This window comes from Variovorax sp. UC122_21 (assembly GCF_044056785.1).
In the GTDB taxonomy this organism is placed as follows: domain Bacteria; phylum Pseudomonadota; class Gammaproteobacteria; order Burkholderiales; family Burkholderiaceae_C; genus Variovorax.
The window spans coordinates 3666017-3682204 of record NZ_CP172004.1; the positions used below are offsets into that span (position 1 = coordinate 3666017).

The 16188-nt window shown below is 68.2% G+C and carries 14 protein-coding genes, 3 tRNA genes and 1 pseudogene; 9 read left to right on the forward strand and 9 right to left on the reverse strand.

Going from position 1 to position 16188, the window contains the following annotated elements; translation table 11 throughout:
- Window positions 1-13: 13 nt before the first annotated feature.
- Complete coding sequence (ppk1, locus tag ACHMXE_RS29695) at window positions 14-2344, reverse strand: polyphosphate kinase 1 (RefSeq protein ID WP_395347740.1); 2331 nt, start codon at window positions 2342-2344, stop codon at window positions 14-16.
- Entirely contained in the window at window positions 2341-3237 is an 897-nt protein-coding gene (locus ACHMXE_RS29700) for a GNAT family N-acetyltransferase (protein WP_203205610.1), read from the reverse strand. The genes ppk1 and ACHMXE_RS29700 overlap by 4 nt, the downstream gene beginning before the upstream one ends.
- A gap of 164 nt (window positions 3238-3401) precedes the next feature.
- On the opposite strand from ACHMXE_RS29700, the pseudogene ACHMXE_RS29705 reads away from it, so the two are divergent.
- The 5 genes and pseudogenes from ACHMXE_RS29705 to ACHMXE_RS29725 all read left to right on the forward strand — a co-directional run bounded on the left by ACHMXE_RS29705 (window position 3402) and on the right by ACHMXE_RS29725 (window position 6453).
- Window positions 3402-5094 (forward strand): annotated as a pseudogene (locus ACHMXE_RS29705) (FAD-dependent oxidoreductase).
- A gap of 39 nt (window positions 5095-5133) precedes the next feature.
- Entirely contained in the window at window positions 5134-5397 is a 264-nt protein-coding gene (locus ACHMXE_RS29710; RefSeq protein WP_203205608.1) for a UBP-type zinc finger domain-containing protein, read from the forward strand.
- Window positions 5398-5514: 117 nt separating this feature from the next.
- Window positions 5515-6222 (forward strand): glutathione binding-like protein, encoded by a 708-nt coding sequence (locus tag ACHMXE_RS29715; RefSeq protein WP_395347742.1) that lies wholly within the window; start codon window positions 5515-5517, stop codon window positions 6220-6222.
- A 36-nt stretch (window positions 6223-6258) separates the two neighbouring features.
- Window positions 6259-6335: transfer RNA gene (locus ACHMXE_RS29720), tRNA-Pro, on the forward strand.
- Between the two features lie 41 nt (window positions 6336-6376).
- Window positions 6377-6453: transfer RNA gene (locus tag ACHMXE_RS29725), tRNA-Arg, on the forward strand.
- Window positions 6454-6792: 339 nt separating this feature from the next.
- Here ACHMXE_RS29725 and ACHMXE_RS29730 read toward each other — a convergent pair.
- Together ACHMXE_RS29730 and ACHMXE_RS29735 are read right to left on the reverse strand one after the other, a co-directional pair.
- Entirely contained in the window at window positions 6793-7263 is a 471-nt protein-coding gene (locus ACHMXE_RS29730) for a hypothetical protein (protein WP_395347744.1), read from the reverse strand.
- A complete protein-coding gene (locus ACHMXE_RS29735) occupies window positions 7247-8176 on the reverse strand; it encodes a terminase small subunit (RefSeq protein WP_395347745.1) in 930 nt (309 codons plus the stop codon). Before ACHMXE_RS29735 ends, ACHMXE_RS29730 begins: the two co-directional genes overlap by 17 nt.
- An 85-nt stretch (window positions 8177-8261) precedes the next feature.
- Here ACHMXE_RS29735 and ACHMXE_RS29740 point away from each other — a divergent pair, with 85 nt between their 5' ends.
- Together ACHMXE_RS29740 and ACHMXE_RS29745 are read left to right on the forward strand one after the other, a co-directional pair.
- Window positions 8262-9530 carry a hypothetical protein gene (locus tag ACHMXE_RS29740; RefSeq protein ID WP_395347746.1) on the forward strand — a complete coding sequence of 423 codons (1269 nt, stop codon included), beginning with the start codon at window positions 8262-8264 and terminating at the stop codon, window positions 9528-9530.
- Window positions 9527-9799: a hypothetical protein gene (locus ACHMXE_RS29745; RefSeq protein WP_395347747.1), complete on the forward strand. Its 273-nt coding sequence runs from the start codon at window positions 9527-9529 to the stop codon at window positions 9797-9799. Before ACHMXE_RS29740 ends, ACHMXE_RS29745 begins: the two co-directional genes overlap by 4 nt.
- Before the next feature lie 163 nt (window positions 9800-9962).
- Here the strand turns inward: ACHMXE_RS29745 and ACHMXE_RS29750 are convergent.
- Window positions 9963-10036: transfer RNA gene (locus ACHMXE_RS29750), tRNA-Met, on the reverse strand.
- Window positions 10013-10441 carry a hypothetical protein gene (locus tag ACHMXE_RS29755; RefSeq protein WP_395347749.1) on the reverse strand — a complete coding sequence of 143 codons (429 nt, stop codon included), beginning with the start codon at window positions 10439-10441 and terminating at the stop codon, window positions 10013-10015. The genes ACHMXE_RS29750 and ACHMXE_RS29755 overlap by 24 nt, the downstream gene beginning before the upstream one ends.
- Window positions 10442-10808: 367 nt before the next feature.
- On the opposite strand from ACHMXE_RS29755, the gene ACHMXE_RS29760 reads away from it, so the two are divergent.
- Window positions 10809-11321: a Slp family lipoprotein gene (locus ACHMXE_RS29760; RefSeq protein WP_395347750.1), complete on the forward strand. Its 513-nt coding sequence runs from the start codon at window positions 10809-10811 to the stop codon at window positions 11319-11321.
- 99 nt (window positions 11322-11420) lie between these two features.
- A complete protein-coding gene (locus tag ACHMXE_RS29765) occupies window positions 11421-13508 on the forward strand; it encodes a TonB-dependent receptor (RefSeq protein ID WP_395347752.1) in 2088 nt (695 codons plus the stop codon).
- Window positions 13509-13523: 15 nt separating this feature from the next.
- On the opposite strand, the gene ACHMXE_RS29770 is transcribed toward ACHMXE_RS29765, so the two are convergent.
- The 3 genes from ACHMXE_RS29770 to ACHMXE_RS29780 are packed head-to-tail and all read right to left on the reverse strand — an operon-like array spanning window position 13524 to window position 16175.
- Window positions 13524-14720, reverse strand: a complete 1197-nt coding sequence (locus ACHMXE_RS29770; protein WP_395347753.1) for a HupE/UreJ family protein — start codon at window positions 14718-14720, stop codon at window positions 13524-13526.
- A complete protein-coding gene (locus tag ACHMXE_RS29775; RefSeq protein ID WP_395347754.1) occupies window positions 14707-15894 on the reverse strand; it encodes a tetratricopeptide repeat protein in 1188 nt (395 codons plus the stop codon). The genes ACHMXE_RS29770 and ACHMXE_RS29775 overlap by 14 nt, the downstream gene beginning before the upstream one ends.
- Entirely contained in the window at window positions 15891-16175 is a 285-nt protein-coding gene (locus ACHMXE_RS29780) for a hypothetical protein (RefSeq protein WP_057591434.1), read from the reverse strand. Before ACHMXE_RS29780 ends, ACHMXE_RS29775 begins: the two co-directional genes overlap by 4 nt.
- Between the last annotated feature and the right edge of the window lie 13 nt (window positions 16176-16188).

Consider the following 16188-nt stretch of genomic DNA (forward strand, 5'->3'; position numbering starts at 1 on the left):
TCGAACTTCGGCTTCATTGACCGGATGCGACGTCACGGGGCCCTCGCGCTGCGTAGCGGTTCATCAGGGCCGCCTGCGCGCCATGCGCCTCGATCGCGCGCGACGCGCCGGCCTCGCCCGGGTGCGTGTCGTGGTCGACCCGGGTGTAGACCCCGTCGGCGCCCAGGTCCCAGGCATCGCGTCCGTCGTGCAGGTAGGCGACCAGGCACTCGTCGATGAGGCGCTGGCGCAGCACCGGGTCGGTCACGGGCCAGGCGAGCTCGATGCGCCGCATCATGTTGCGGTTCATCCAGTCGGCGCTCGAGAGGTAGAGCGACTCGTCCTCGCCATGGCGGAAATAGAACACCCGCGAATGCTCGAGGAAGCGGCCGATCACCGAGCGCACGCGGATGTTGTCGGTCAGCCCCGGCACCTGGGCCGGCAGCGTGCAGGCACCGCGCACGATCAGGTCGATCTTCACGCCCTTCTGCCCCGCATGCACCAGCGCCGCGACCAGCTCCTCGTCGGTCAGCGCATTCATCTTGGCGACGATGCGCGTGGGCTCGCCGCGCTCGGCAGCCGCGGCCAGCGTGGCGATCTGTGCGCGGATGTTGCTGTGCAGGTCGAAGGGCGCGAGCCATACGCGGTGGAGCTTGGGCAGCTTGCTCTGGCTCGCGAGGTGCACGAACACCGCTTCCATGTCGGCGGTCAGCAGCGGATCGGCCGTGAGGTGGCTGATGTCGGTGTACAGGCGCGCGGTGCGCGGGTTGTAGTTGCCGGTCGACAGGTGGCCGTAGCGGCGCATCTGCTTGCCCTCGCGGCGCGTCACCAGCAGCATCTTGGCGTGGGTCTTCAGTCCCACCACGCCGTACACCACCTGGGCGCCGATCGACTCGAGCATCTCGGCCCAGTTGATGTTGGCCTCTTCGTCGAAGCGCGCCTTGAGCTCCACCACCACGGTGACTTCCTTGCCGCGGCGCACCGCCTCGCGCAGCAGCTCCATCAGCTCGGAGTCGGCGCCGGTGCGGTAGATGGTCTGCTTGATCGCCAGCACCTGCGGGTCCTGCACCGCCTCGCGCAGGAAGGCCAGCACGCCCTCGAAGCTCTCGAAGGGCTGGTGGATCAGCACGTCGCCGCGCTGCAGCCGCTCGAAGAAGGACTGCGAGGGCGACAGCGTGATCGGGTAGGAGGCCTGGTAGGGCTTGAAGCGCAGCTTCGGCTCGTCGAGCAGGTCGGCCAGCTGGGTGAAGCGCGCGAGGTTGACCGGGCCGTGCACGCGGTACAGCGCCTCGGGCGGCAGGTTGAACTGCTCGAGCAGGAAGCTCGCGAGCGACTCGGCGCAGCTGGCCGACACCTCCAGGCGCACCGCCTGGCCGAAGTGCCGGTGCTGCAGGCCCTGGCGCAGCGCGGTGCGCAGGTTCTTCACGTCCTCCTCGTCCACCGCGAGGTCGGAATGGCGCGTGACGCGGAACTGCGAGAAGTCGCCGACCTCGCGCCCCGTGAACATCGAGGACAGGTGCGCGCGCACCACGCTCGACAGCGCCACGAACAGCGTCTTGCCGTCCGACACCTTGGCCGGCATCTTGATGAGCCGCGGCAGCACGCGGGGCACCTTGACGATCTGGATCGGGTTCTCGCGCCCGAAGGCGTCCTTGCCGCCCAGGCGCACGATGAAGTTGAGCGACTTGTTCGCCACCTGCGGGAACGGGTGCGAGGGATCGAGCCCCACGGGCAGCAGCAGCGGGCGCACCTCGCGCTCGAAATACTCGGCCACCCACTTGCGCTGCGCCGGGTTGCGCTCGCCGTGCGAAATGATGTGGATGCCGTGCGTGCCGAAGGTCGGCATCAGCTCGTCGTTGTAGAGCGCGTACTGGCGCGCCACCAGCTTGTGGACCGCTTCGGCCAGCCGGCGGAACGACTCGACCGTGTAGGTGCCCTTGTGGTCGTCGGCGCTGCCCGCGATCAGATGCGGCGCGGCGCGGACCTCGAAGAACTCGTCGAGGTTCGACGAGACGATGCACAGGTAGCGCAGCCGTTCGATCAGCGGTACCTCGGGGCGATGCGCCCAGTCGAGCACCCGCTCGTTGAACGACAGGATGCTGTGGTCGCGGTCAAGCAAGGTGAATTTCGGCGTCTCGGCCACCGAAGTCAGCGAATCGGCCGGATCTGAAGGCATGGACACGGATTCTGGAACAAGCGGCACCACTGCCGTGCTCGATAAAGGGAATGTGACAGTGTCATGCGGGTTTGTGACATTTGCATGACTGTCCCGTGACGCTGCCGACATGCCTACTTTCGACCGCTCTTCCCCGTCCGCAGGCAGGACGGACGACCCGTTCGCGGGTCGGACGACCGCTGGTTTCATGCGCCCAGGAAGTGCTTGCGGTAGCGCGCCGGCAGGTCGTCGATGCGCATCAGCATCGGCAGGTCGGCGGTGTTGAAGTCCGGGTCCCAGGCCGGCGCGCCGAGCACCTTGGCGCCCAGGCGCAGGTAGCCCTTGATCAGCGCGGGCGGTTCCACGTCGAGGCTGCCGTCGAGGCGCTCGACCGGCAGCGCGAGCCGCGGCTGCACCTGGTACTGGATCGGCGCCATGTGGCTGGCCGAGAGCTGGCGCCAGATGCTGGCCGCCGCGTCGCCGCAGGTCACGCCGTTGTGCGACATCGGGATGCTGGCGCAGCCGATCATCGTGTCGAGCTTGTTGCGGTGCATGAAACCGGCCAGCGCGCCCCACAGGGCCAGGATCACCCCGCCCTGGCGGTGCTCGGGGTGCACGCAGCTGCGGCCCAGCTCCACCATGCGCTCGCGCAGGTCGCGCAGGCGGGTCAGGTCGAATTCGGTGTCGCTGTAGGTGCTGCCCACGCGGCGCGCCTGGGCCGGCGTCAGCACGCGGTAGGTGCCGATGACCTGCTGCGTCAGTTCGTCGCGCACCAGCAGGTGCTCGCAGAAATCGTCGAACAGGTCCACGTCGTGGCCGGGCAGCGAGGTGGAGATGCGGGCCCCCATCTCGCCGACGAACACTTCATAGCGCAGGCGCTGGGCGGCACGGACGTCGTCCTGGTGACGGGCCCAACCCACGGTGATGCCCTGTTTGGCCTCGATGACGGGGGCCGGCAGCACGACCGCGGGGCCGATGGCAGCGGGGGCCTTGGGCGTCGCGCTGACGGCGGCGGCGGTGCCGGCGACGACGGGCGCGGGCCAGAGGGCTGCGCGGAGCCCGATCTGCGACAGCGGAAATGTCGGGTTGGGCAGTTCTTTCATGTGGAAACCCTTTCTGCTGGGCGAGTCTCGGCACCCGTGGTGAAAAGCGCGTGTCATGGCCGTGGCAATTGCATGACGATGTGACGGGCCGCCGGGCGCCCTTCTTTGGCGTCTAATGCCCCGACCGCCGACGCTCGGCACCCCCCACCGGAGACCCAGGACCGATGGCCACCGCAGACACTTCCAGCACCGCCGCCGCCGGCGGTAACCGACAGTTGCAGACCTTTCCGGTGCTCAACGACACCGAGATCGCGCGCATCGCGCGTTTCGGCAGCGTGCAGCACTTCGCGCGCGGCAGCCGGCTGTTCACCGCCGGCGAAGTCGGCGCCGGCATGTTCGTGCTGCTCAAGGGCGTGGTCTCGGTCACCCAGCGCGACGGCCTGGGCCACGTGGTGCCGATCGTGCGCCAGGGGCCGGGCGAGTTCCTGGCCGAGGTCGGCCAGCTCAGCGGCCGCCCCGCCCTGGTCGACGGCCATGCCGAGGAGGACGTCGAGGCGCTGGTGCTGCCGCCCGCGCAACTGCGCGCGCTGCTCGTGGCCGAGGCCGACCTCGGCGAGCGCATCACCCCGCGCGCTGATCCTGCGGCGCGTGGCGCTGATCGAATCGGGCGCCGCCGGCCCGGTGCTGATCGGCCAGCCGCAGTCGCCCGACATGGCGCGGCTCGAGAACTTCCTGCGCCGCAACGGCCATCCCTATCACCTGGTCGACGCCGACCAGGACCCCGACGCCGCCGCGCTGCTGGCGCAGTACGGCGACCACCAGCTGCTGGCCGTGTGCCCCAACGGCTCGGTGCTGGTGAACCCGAGCGAGGACGCGCTGGCGCTGTGCCTGGGCATGGTCGATGCCGCTGCGCACGACGAGCTCTACGACGTGGCCGTGGTCGGCGCCGGCCCGGCCGGCCTCGCGACCGCCGTCTATGCCGCCTCCGAAGGGCTGCGCGTGATCGTGCTCGACTGCCGCGCCTTCGGCGGCCAGGCCGGCGCCAGCGCGCGCATCGAGAACTACCTGGGCTTTCCCACCGGCATCTCGGGCCAGGCACTGGCCGGCCGGGCCTTCGTGCAGGCGCAGAAGTTCGGCGTCGAGATGCTGATCCCGGCTAAGGTGGCCTCGCTCGACTGCGCGCGCACCAACCCCGACGGCAGCCTCGCCATCGCGCTGGCCGATGGCCGCCGCATTTCGGCACGCACAGTGGTCGTGGCCAGCGGCGCGCGCTACCGCCGCCCCGGCGTGCCCAGGCTGCACGAATTCGAGGGCCGCGGCATCTGGTACTGGGCCTCGGCCATCGAGGCCAAGCTCTGCGCGCAGCAGGAGGTCGCGCTGGTCGGCGGCGGCAACTCGGCCGGCCAGGCGGCCGTGTTCCTCTCGCACCATGCGGCCAAGGTCAACGTGCTGGTGCGCGGGCCCTCGCTCGCGGCCAGCATGTCGCGCTATTTGATCGACCGCATCGAGGCCACGCCCAACATCTCGCTGCAGCCGCACACCGAACTCGTGCGACTTCATGGCGACCCCGACGCGGGCCTCACCGGCGCCACCTGGCGCTGCCACAGCACCGGCGCCGAGCACGACTGCCCCGCGCGCAACATCTTCCTGTTCGTCGGCGCCGAACCCGAGACCGATTGGCTCGCGGGCTGCGGCGTCGCGGTCGACAAGCACGGCTTCGTGCAGACCGGTTCCGACGCCAGCGCCGGCTTTCCCGCGCGCCCGGCCACCGCGCTCGAGACCAGCGTGCCCGGCGTCTTCGCCGTCGGCGACGTGCGCTCGGGCTCGGTCAAGCGCGTGGGCGGCGCGATCGGCGAAGGCGCGGCGGTGGTCGCGCTGATCCACCAGCACCTGGCCTCGAACTCGGCCGTGGCCTGAGTCCCGATCCCTCACCCATTCATCCAGGAGAACCCGCGCATGCGCATCAAGCCCTGCGAACACGTCCCCGCGGAGATCGCCGCGCCCCACACCTTGCGCGGCTGCGAGGAATGCCTCAAGACCGGCGACAGCTGGGTGCATCTGCGCCTGTGCGTGCACTGCGGCCACGTCGGCTGCTGCGATTCGTCGAAGAACCGGCATGCCACGCGCCACTCGCAGGCCGAGGGCCATGCCGTGATCCAGTCGCTGGAACCCGGCGAGGACTGGATGTGGTGCAACGCGCACGAGCGACAGGTGGGCTGAGGCGCGCGCCGGTCATTGGCCGCGCCATGCACGTCCGCGCGGCCGCCTGTATATGCTGGCTGCCGCGTCGAGGAGCCCCTCTTCGCCGCCCCCCATCCAGACCGGAGACTCGACAACATGCCCGAACCGAAGACCATCGAGGTCTATTCCTGGCCCACGCCCAACGGCCACAAGATCCACATCATGCTCGAGGAGTGCGGCCTGCCCTACCGCGCGCATCCCATCGACATCGGCAAGGGCGACCAGTTCGCGCCCGACTTCCTGCAGATCAGCCCCAACAACAAGATCCCCGCCATCACCGACCCCGACGGTCCGGACGGCGCGCCCATCTCGCTGTTCGAATCGGGCGCCATCCTCGTCTACCTGGCCGGCAAGACCGGCCAGTTCCTGCCCCAGGGCGACCGCGCGCGCTACGACGTGCTGCAGTGGCTGATGTTCCAGATGGGCGGCGTCGGCCCCATGCTCGGCCAGGCGCATCATTTCCGCCTCTACGCGCCCGAGAAGATCGCCTATGCCATCGACCGCTACACCAACGAGGCCAGGCGCCTCTACGGCGTGATCGACAAGCAGCTGTCGAAGCACCGCTTCATCGCCGGCCCCGACTACAGCATCGCCGACATCGCCATCTTCCCGTGGCTGCGCAGCTGGCAGAACCAGGGCATCACCCTCGAGGACTATCCGCGCCTGAAGGACTGGTTCGACGGCATCGCCGAGCGTCCCGCCGTGCAGCGCGGCGTGAAGGTGCTCGCCGACCTGCGCAAGCCCATCACCGACGACAAGGCGCGCGAGATGCTTTTCGGCAAGACCCAGTACGAGAAGCGCTGAGACCGCCTCATATTCGGGCTAGAATAGAAGGCTTGTCGGGGTGTAGCGCAGCCTGGTAGCGCATCTGGTTTGGGACCAGAGGGTCGAAGGTTCGAATCCTTTCGCCCCGACCAAGAATCTTCTTTCCTGCTTTGCTTTCTGTTCCGCCTGGAATCTGCCCGTAGCTCAGTTGGATAGAGCACCTGCCTTCTAAGCAGGTTGTCGGGGGTTCGATCCCCTCCGGGCAGGCCAACTCCGTTGTTGATTTCCCTGGGTTTTTCCGACACACCGCGAAAAACCGAACCGCCCAAAGCGACTCAGAACGACCCTCCGCTACCCCGAAAGGTAGCGGCACTACTCGCCCGTTCTCGTACGCATCTGCCATGGCGCAGAACATCCAAGCAGGCGACGGGCGCTACCGACTTCGCATCGAGCACAAGCGGCTTGATCGCCACAACTTCTCCACCTTGAGGCCGAAGCAGTCGAATATCGCGACAGGCTCAAGTCCTATTTGAGAAGCGCGGCATGGTGCCACGAGGCATCCAATTCGATGCGCAGACGACGAAACGTCCGCTCATGATGGCGATGGCCTCAGCCACCTGGCGGTCCTGACTCCCGTTGAACAGCGCGTGACCCAGCCAGAGGATGGCGATCAGCGTGGTGCCGGGCCTTCAGGATGACGTTGCGGTGCCAGGGCCGCATGATGAAGCGCCGCTGGGCCCGGTTGGGCTTGAACGGCATGACGAACGAATCGCCCTCGTCGATGACCTCGCCGTCCTCGTTCTTGGGTGACTCGCCCTTGGCGATGATCCGGTAGAGGCAGCCACTGAACAACCGCCATTCCGGGTCACGCAGGCAGCGCTCGAGCTCGGCCGCGTCCCTGGACACTTGGTCGGCGTGCTTGGCGATGTGCGGCCCACGCTTGGGCCGGCGGCGGTTGTCCCAGCGGTGGCCGAGCTGCGTGTCGACGGCGCCGCCGGGCGCGACGTCCAGCGCGGTGTCGTCCTCATCCAACGTGCCCGGGTCGACAGGGCGCGCCGACGCCTTAGCCTGGAGTGCCATCGTCCACGTCCTGGCGCAGCATGAAGCCGCTGGTGCCGGCCGGTGCCTCGGGGTCGTTGGCCACGGGCCGGAACCCGTTGCCGTTGCCGTTTGCGATGCTGTGCAGCAGGGCAGCCAGCGGGTCGGTCTTCTGCTGGTTGTCCTTCTCGTAGAGGCCCAGGTGCTTGAACAGCTTCTCCATCGCCGCGCCCTTGTCGTGCATGGAGATCTCGATGCCGTACTTCGTCATCTTTGCGCCCGCATAGAGCGCGACCGCCTGGGGCGACAGGCGGCGCGTGTCGGCGAGCACCGTGCGCGGATGGCCGTCGCCGCCGCAGTCCGGGCAGGCCGGGTGCGGCGGCATCAGCGGGTCGAAGCCGATGCCGCCCTTCTCGTCGAACTCAGCTGGCGCCGCGTTCTTTAGGGCGTGCTGCTCGCGATCGTGGTTGAACTCGCCGACCGTGCGCTGGTACCTGAAGCCCTCGCCCCAGCAGTGCCGGCAGCAGCCGACCTTCACCTGCACCAGCTCGCGCGGGTCGGCCAGCACGATGTTCCAGGCCTCCGTCACCACGCGGTCGGCATCCACCTGGGTGCGCTCCTGCTGCGCCTTCCGGGCGTCTGCGATCGCGGCCTGGATGTACGGTTTTGACAGGTTCTCGGACGCCATCTGCCGCGCGCTGTCCGGGCTGTAGCCGGCGCGGATGGCAGCCTGCGTGCCGTTGAGGTCGACCAGGTATTCGTCGACGAAGCGCTGCTGCAGGTCGGTGAGCCCGAACTGGGCCGGCTCTGCTGCTGGTCGGCGTGGCTTCTTCGCCTTGGCGGCCGGGGCCTTCTTGCGCGCAGGCGAACCCGCGGCCTTCTTGCGGGCTGCGGGCTTGGTGGTGGTCTTCTTCGGTGCGGGCGTCTGCTTCTTCGCCGGCTTGGGTGCTGCCATGCAGCCAAGTCTTCCGCGCGCGGACGCGAGGGGCGAACCCTATAGGGGTGACTGGGCTATTCTTCGCCCTAAACGAGGAGCTGCAATGGCCGGTTTAGTGGACGAACTTGTCGAAATGGCAACAAATGAGAGCGCGGCCATCGGCGCGTTGCTCCGCCGAGCACTTGTTGTTGCCCAGCGCCTCGAGGCTCCGGAAATCAAGGACTGGATCGAATCAGAGCTTGCAGGCTTTGCCGACAAGGAGTGCCCGCCCTACAGGAAGGTAGTCGGGCAACTCAAGGTGCGCAACCCGTTCCACGGTTGGCAACCCGTGCACATTGAGGACCAGGCACTCTCAGATGCCCTGTGCGTTCGACATGTAGCGCAGTCCGCGATCGAGCTTTCAGATCTTCTTGATGGCGCTAAACGGACTCTGATATACCGCTATCCTGGACCCCAAGCGCTTGAAATCATGCGTCTGATTGGCACCGATCTCGAGCCAGGTCTTTACATTCCTCGCCCGTCCATTGTTCGAGTACTTGGTTCTGTTCGGGACAATGTGTTGAGGTTTGCCCTCGACCTTGACCGACGGGGCATCAAGGGGGAAGGCCAGACCTTTACCCACGGAGAAAAAGCGTTGGGACAGAGCAATCACTACAACACCACGATCCACAACCATATTGGATCGATGGTTGATTCGCAACTCCAGCAGTATTCATCTGGTACGCAGCAGATGGGTATGAACACGCAAGCGATCGCCGCCTTCACCGAAGCCATACGAGCAGCAATGGAGGAACTGCGCCTGTCAAAGGAATCGCAAGCAGAACTTGAGGCTGAAATCACAACCATCCAGGCCCAACTCAACTCGCCCAAACCCAAAGGTGGGGTGGTGCGCGCCTGTCTGACAAGTGCGAAGACAATTCTTGAAGGTGCGATGGGGAACGTCGCAGCCGCACCACTCCTCGCTCAACTCCATCTTCTTCTACCTACACCACCGGTGTCAGAAAAGCCCGCCAGGGTGATCCTGGCGGGCGAACGTGCGACCGAGGCCGCTCGGGAGACAACTGGCCGGCGTAGCGCCGGGGGTTCGGTCCATCCGACTTACGCGCTGCTCGCGCGCTGGACCGTGCGGTTCTCGTCCCACCCTGCAACCCCTGGGACGAGCAGGAGGAAAAATCCGGAGTGGCTTACCCCTACTCCAGCACCAGGGCTGGCGCCGTGTTCGGGGTGCGTGCTCGGCGAGGTGATGTTCGCGCGGGCTGTCGATACGGCGAATCCCTACAGGGGAGGGCCGGCTGCCGACGCCGGGACCCTGTATAAATTAGTCGCCCGCATGGGCGACAACAAGCAGCATGGAGAAGGAGACGTCAGGTGACGAAACTGTCTACACGACAAAGTGAGGTTGAAAAGCTCGAGGGCTTCAAAATCAACATATTCGACGGGAAAGGCGCGATCGCAGACCCGTCGACACAGGGCATTCCGGATTACGACTTCAAGCGGAAGTTGGCCGGCTCGGATACGGTCGTTGGGTTCCGCAACCGTTTCGAAAGCGCGTACCCCGGCTATACATGCGAGGTGCTCGACGGCACCGGCGCCGTCGCTCACGGCAATACGCAGCTCAAAACGGTCCGAAAAACCTACTGAGAGACAGCGGCACTTTACGAGCCCGCCATGCGGGCTTTTTTTTATGTCCCCCTGCGTGAAGGGTGAGAGTGGGTCGGCTTTCTCCAAACCTTGCTCCGTCCCATCACCCGTTGCGCGGGTCGAATGCAGATAGGTTCGGCGGTCACGCTTCGCAAACGTCGGGTTGCGATGGACGAATTTGAACCGCCGACCTCTGAGTTATGAGCCCTGTGCTCAACCAGGCTGAGCTTCACCGCGATCAAAGTGTGCGCCATTGGCTGCCGGCTTGCTCGCCCTACAGAAGGGAGTGTCGAACAGCTGTGCCTGGCTCGGGTCGGTCGGCGCTTCGAGCGCGGCGACGCGACGACGCAAGCGCTTGATCTCCTCGGCCAACTCGGCGGCCAGCAGCGCGGCGTTGCGCCCGGTCTCGATCGCGATGGCCTGGGCGGCCGCGCCAGCCTGCAGCGTGGCCAGCATGCGATCCTCGCGGGAGGTCAGCGTCAGCACCATGTCACCGATCTCGATCTTCACCCAGCCGTCGGGCAGCAGCGTCTTCGACATGGCGCGCGCCGGCGGGTGCTGGACGGCCGGCACGTACACCCCGCGCTGCACGCGCAGGATGTCGCCGCGGTCGACCAGCGTACCGATGTGGTCGTCGATCACGCTGAGCGTCAGGCCGGTGAACCAGCAGCAGGCAGCGCTGGCCGCGCGCCATGTTGAGCCGCGTGCGATTCCCCAGGTTCTTCGTCTTCAGCCACAGCCTCCTGAAGTCAGTGTCGTTGGTCGCCGCCATGCGTACGATTCGGCCAACAGCAGGCTCCGGCGGCACGAGCACGTTCACGCTCGGCTCGCGCGCCATGTCCACGTCGAACAGCCTTGGCTGCGGCGCTGAAAGACGGTGCGTTGGAGCGGCGCGCTGTGTTCATGGCATGCCCTGGGCTAAGTCGATGTCTATCTCGTGCGCGATGGTCGGCGCGATCTGGTTGCTCCCCTTCCGGGATGAAGCGTGGAGCCACGCTACGATGAACCGATGCCCGATCACCTAAAACGACACGCTACCTTCCTGCTGTGTGCCGCGGCCCTCGTGAGCGCCTGCAGCACCCCCGCCGATCACGAACCTGATCCACCTGCGCGCACAACGAAACCCCAAACCACCACCCTCCCCCCTGCCCAAGCCCTGACCCCGCAAGCCCAAGGCAAACGCATCCACTGGAGCGGCGGCATCAACGCCATCACGCCAGAGGAAGGCTCTCGCCAGTGCTTCACCCTGCTGCACGCCACCTTCGATGCGCAAGGCGTGCTGCAGTGGCCGCGCAACGAACAGGAGTTCATCGCCTGCGGCGCGGGTTACTACGACGGCAACCTCGTGGCCCAGTACACGCTGGTGAGCTTCGATGGCCGCGTGGCCGGGCAGCGGATGATCCTGGGCAAGCCGGTGCCGGTGATCGAGATCGAGGCCCTGTACCGGCACTCCGACTGCACGCAAGGCAACGAGAAGATTCCCGAGTGCTACTCGGGCCTGCTGCAGCCCCGGAAGCCCTGAGGGCGCGCCGAATCCGAAGCGCGCTTGCGTGCGTATCAGTGGCGCGTCATGGCAACGAGCATTTCCGCTCCGCGCGGACATCGAAGACGCGGGAGACCTATGAAGCCTTCGATCCGCCTTGCGCGCCGGCCCTGGATGTTTGGCGCATTGCTCAGCAGCGCCACGGCCTGGGCCCAGCCCGTCCACCTGCCGCCCATCGAAGTGAGCGGCCCGCGCGACGCGGCCATCGGCACGGCCGACAGCGCGAGCGAAGGCGCGGTGGAGAAAGCCTCGTTCCAGGCCCGCCCCAAGCTGCGCCCCGGCGACATCGTCGAGGCCGTGCCCGGCGTGGTCGCCACGCAGCACTCGGGCGACGGCAAGGCCAACCAGTACTTCCTGCGCGGCTTCAACCTCGACCACGGCACCGACTTCGCGGTCACGGTCGACGGCATGCCCGTCAACATGCCATCGCACGGCCACGGTCAGGGCTTCGCTGACCTCAACTTCCTGATCCCCGACCTGGTCTCGGGCGTGCGCTATCGCAAGGGACCCTACTTCGCCGACGGCGGCGACTTCGCGCTGGCGGGCACGGCCTCGCTCGACTACGTGAGCGCGCTCGATGCGCCCTTCGCCGAAGTCACGCTGGGCGCGAACAACTTCCGCCGCCTGCTCGCGGCCGGCTCGCGCACCGTGCAGGACCAGACCTGGCTCGGTGCCATCGAGCTCGAAGGCAACAACGGGCCCTGGGACACGCCCGAGCGCCTGCGCAAGGCCAACGCCGTGCTGCGCTATTCGCAGGGCTCACCCGTGCGCGGCCTCAGCATCACGGCCATGGCCTACCAGAGCCGCTGGAACTCGACCGACCAGATCCCCGAGCGCCTGGTCGACAGCGGCGAGCTCTCGCGCTTCGGCTCGCTCAACACCACCGATGGCGGCAAGACGCGGCGCCTCAGCCTGTCGGGCAAGTGGTTCGACAACAGTCCCGAAGGGCAGACGCAACTCAGTGGCTATGTCATCGACTACCGCTTCGACCTGTTCTCGGACTTCACCTATTTCCTCAACAACCCCGAGCAGGGCGACCAGTTCGAGCAGACCGACCGCCGCCGGGTCTTCGGGCTGCAGGGCACGCACAGCCGGCCGAATCAGATCGGCGGACTGGATGGCGTGCTGAGCTTCGGCGGAAGCTGGCGCGGCGACCGCATCGGCGAGGTCGGGCTCTACAACACGGTGGCGCGCGAGCGGACCTCGACCGTGCGCAACGACAAGGTGCAGCAGGACCTGTTCTCCGTTCATGCCCAGCAGCTCGTGAACTTCAGCGAACGCTGGCGCGGCTACGTGGGCCTGCGCGGCGACCTGTTGCGCTACGACGTGCAGGGGCGCGAACCGCTCTACGGCCCAGTCAACAGCGGACGCGGCCACGATTCGCTCGTGAGCCCCAAGGCCGGCCTGGCCTTCACCGTGACGCCGGCGCACGAGCTCTACCTCAACCTGGGCACGGGCTTCCACAGCAACGACGTGCGCGGCGCGACGATCAACGTCGATCCGACGAACGGCCTGCCCGCGGACCGCGTGCCCGCGCTCGTGAAGGGCCGCGGCGCCGAGATCGGCTGGCGCTTCCAGCCCAGCGACGACTTCAGCCTCACCACGGCGCTGTGGCAGCTACGACTCGACTCCGAACTGGTCTATGTCGGCGACGCCGGCACCACCGAGCCCGGCCGCGCCAGCAGCCGCCGCGGCATCGAGGCCACGATGCGCTGGAAGCTCGGTTCGCGCTGGCGCTTCGAGGCCGACGCGGCGATCTCGCGCGCGCGCTTCCGGGGCCTGGCGCCCGAGGGCGAAGGCAACTACATCGACAACGCGGTGGAGCGGGTGTTCGCCGCGGGCGTCATCTACACCGAAGGCCCGCTGACGGCCTCGCTTCGCCTGCGCTACATGGGCCCGCGCGCGCTCGACACCTTGAACACGGTGCGCTCGCGTGCCACCACGCTGCTGAACTTCGGCGCGCGCTATGCGGTCAACAAGCAGCTCACGCTGGGCCTGGACGTGTTCAACCTCGCGGGCAGGAAGGGCAACGACATCGAGTACTTCTATGCCTCGTGCAGCGCGGGCGAAGTGGCGCGCGGCGCCTGCGGCGACGGCATCGACGGCCGCCACATCCATCCGATGGAGCCGCGCAGCGCGCGGGTCAGCGCACGCTGGACCTTCTAGATCGGGCGTCCCCGTTCAGGCGAACGGCAGGATCTTCACGTCGAACACGCGCTCGCAGAACCAGATGGCCGCCACCGCCACGGCCACGACCGAGCCACCGCGCAGCACCACCGGCGCATAGCCGCGCCAGCCGCGCAGCGACAGCAGCACGACCAGTGCCACGGCCACCACCATGAGCTGGCCCGCTTCGACGCCAAGGTTGAACTGCAGCAGCGCGAGCACGAAGCCGCGCAGCGGCAGGTCGAGTTCGCCGAGCGCGCCCGCGAAGCCGAAGCCATGGATCAGGCCGAACAGGAAGCTGAAGAGCTTGCGCCGGCCGCGCAGCAGCGGCCGCAGGTTGTCGACGGCCGCGAGGATGATGGTGATCGCGATGCCGGGCTCGACGATGCGCGGCGAGAGGCTCACGATCTTGAGCCCGGCCAGTGCCAGCGTGATCGAGTGCGCGATGGTGAACATGGTGACGATGCCGAGCATCGGCCAGATCGCATCGCGCCAGTGCCTCACCGGTGTCCAGCCGCCATCGCCGCGCCGCAGCAGCACGGCGGGCAGCAGCAGGCACAGCAGGAACAGGATGTGGTCGTAGCCGATCAGGATGTGATGGATGCCATCGCGGAAGAAGCCGGGGCTGTCGCTCTCGGCGTTCGCCGCGGGCGTTGAAGATCCGGCCACTGCGCCCGGCCATGGCAGCGCCACGCCGCCGGCCGCGGGATCGAGCGAGTGCACGGCGGGCGAGCCGCCGCCGTCCGAAGCCAGCCGCAGCAAGCCGCGGTGCGTCGGATCGATCTCGCGGAACAGCCGGTAGTCGATCTCGAGCGTCGGCCCCGTATCGCATCGCGCATGCAGTTGCAGCACGAGGTAGGCACCGTCGACGCGGTCCTCGACCGCGGGCGGCCGCGCCTCGGCCAGCGCGCAGCGGCCCTGCTGCAGTTGCAACCGCGCGAGCGCATAGGCGCGGATGTCGTCGAGCCGCGAACGCACCTCGCCCCAGCGCAGCTGGCGGTCGCCGTCGCGGTCGAGCTCGAGCGTCGCGTCGAGATCGCGCAGCGCAATGTCCCAGCGCAGATCCAGGCCCTCGGCATCGCGCTGGATCTGCAGGTAGGCATCGCTGGCCTTGTGGGCGCGCGCGCTGCCCGGCGCGAACGCCAGCAGCAGCGCCAGCACGAACAGCAAGGCGGTCGCCAACCCGATGCGGCGTCGTTCAGGGAATGGCATCGACACGGGCGTCCTTCAGTCCGATCTCGCGCATCAGCGCCCTCGCCTCCTCGCGCGCTGCCGCATCGCCGGCGGCCGAGGCCGCGCGCGCGAACACCAGCATGTCGACCGGCTCGCGCTGCAGGCGCACGTTGAGGCGGGCCAGCTCGACGGCGCGCTTCGCATCGCCCTGCACGTCGAGCGCGAACATCGCTTCCTCGCGCGCATGCTGCGCGGTGGTGCCGGGGCGCAATGCCGCGGCCTCGAAGCGCTCGCGCAGTTCCTCGGCTTCGGGAACCACCGCGCGCGATGCCGGCGGCTTGCCTGCCTGCGTGCGCGCGATGGCCAGCCGCAGCAGCACCGCATCGCTGCGCGCTTCCTTCGCGAGCAGCGACGGGATCTCGCCCGCGCGCCCCGCGCGCTGCAGGAAGTCGCTGTACGCCAGCAGCAGATAGCCGGAACGCTCGGCCGCGAGCGCCTTGCGGTACGCAGCATCCGCCTCGGCGGGCCGGCCCGCGAGTTCCTCGATCTCGGCGATCGAGGTCCACAGCCATTGCCGCGTGCCAGCCTGTGGCGATCCGGCCAGCGCGGGGTCGGCCAGCAGGCCTCGCAGCGCGTCGCGCGCGGCGGCATGGTTGCCGCGCAGGCCGGCGTTCTCGGCCAGGCAGGCCACGCCATAGAGCGCCGGGCCCACGCGGCCGAGCGCGCGGCAGGCGGCATCGGACTCGTTGTAGCGCCCGCGCACGCGCAGCACGGTGGCGAGCGTGATCCACCCTTGGGGATCGGCGGGCCGGCGCGCCAGCGCGGCCTTCAACAGGGATTCGGCGCCGTCGAAGTCGTGCAGGAACTGGGCCACGGTGGCGCGCATCACCAGCACCGCGGGCGGCGTCTGGGCGATGGGCGTGGTGTCCCAGGCCTGCAGCGCGGCCGCGGCCTGGCCGGCGTAGCGCGCATCGCCCTGCGAGCGCGCGAGATCGAGGTAGGTGGTCGCGGCCTCGATCGCGGTGGCCTCGTCGCCGGGCCGCTGCGCGAGTTCGCGGCGCAGCTTGCGCTGCGCATCGAGCCAGCCGGCGATCGCGGGCAGCTTCTCGACCACCTCGTCGTCGCTGGCCGGCACGCGGGGCGCCGCGAGCGCGGCGCCGGCCGCGGCCAGCGACAGGAGCAGCGCCGCCGCGGACCGCTGCGCCAGCCTCATTGCGTGGCGACGGGGTCCTTGGTCTCCGACGTCGGCGCCGGGTCGAAGGCCGCCACGTTGGCCGGCTCCGCCGTGTCGAGCACCGAGGCGACCAGCGACTGCACGTAGGCGATGAAGCTGTCGTACGCGTCGGCCTGCGGCGGCGGGTTCTCGGGCGGGTTGTTGCCGCTCACCGGCGGGAACGGATAGAACGCGGCGCCACCGCCGCCGCCCCCGCCGCAGCCGGCGAGGAAGGCAGCCACCAGCAGCAGGCCGGCGATGCGAGGAATGTTGCGGTTCATGCCGGCATCCTCC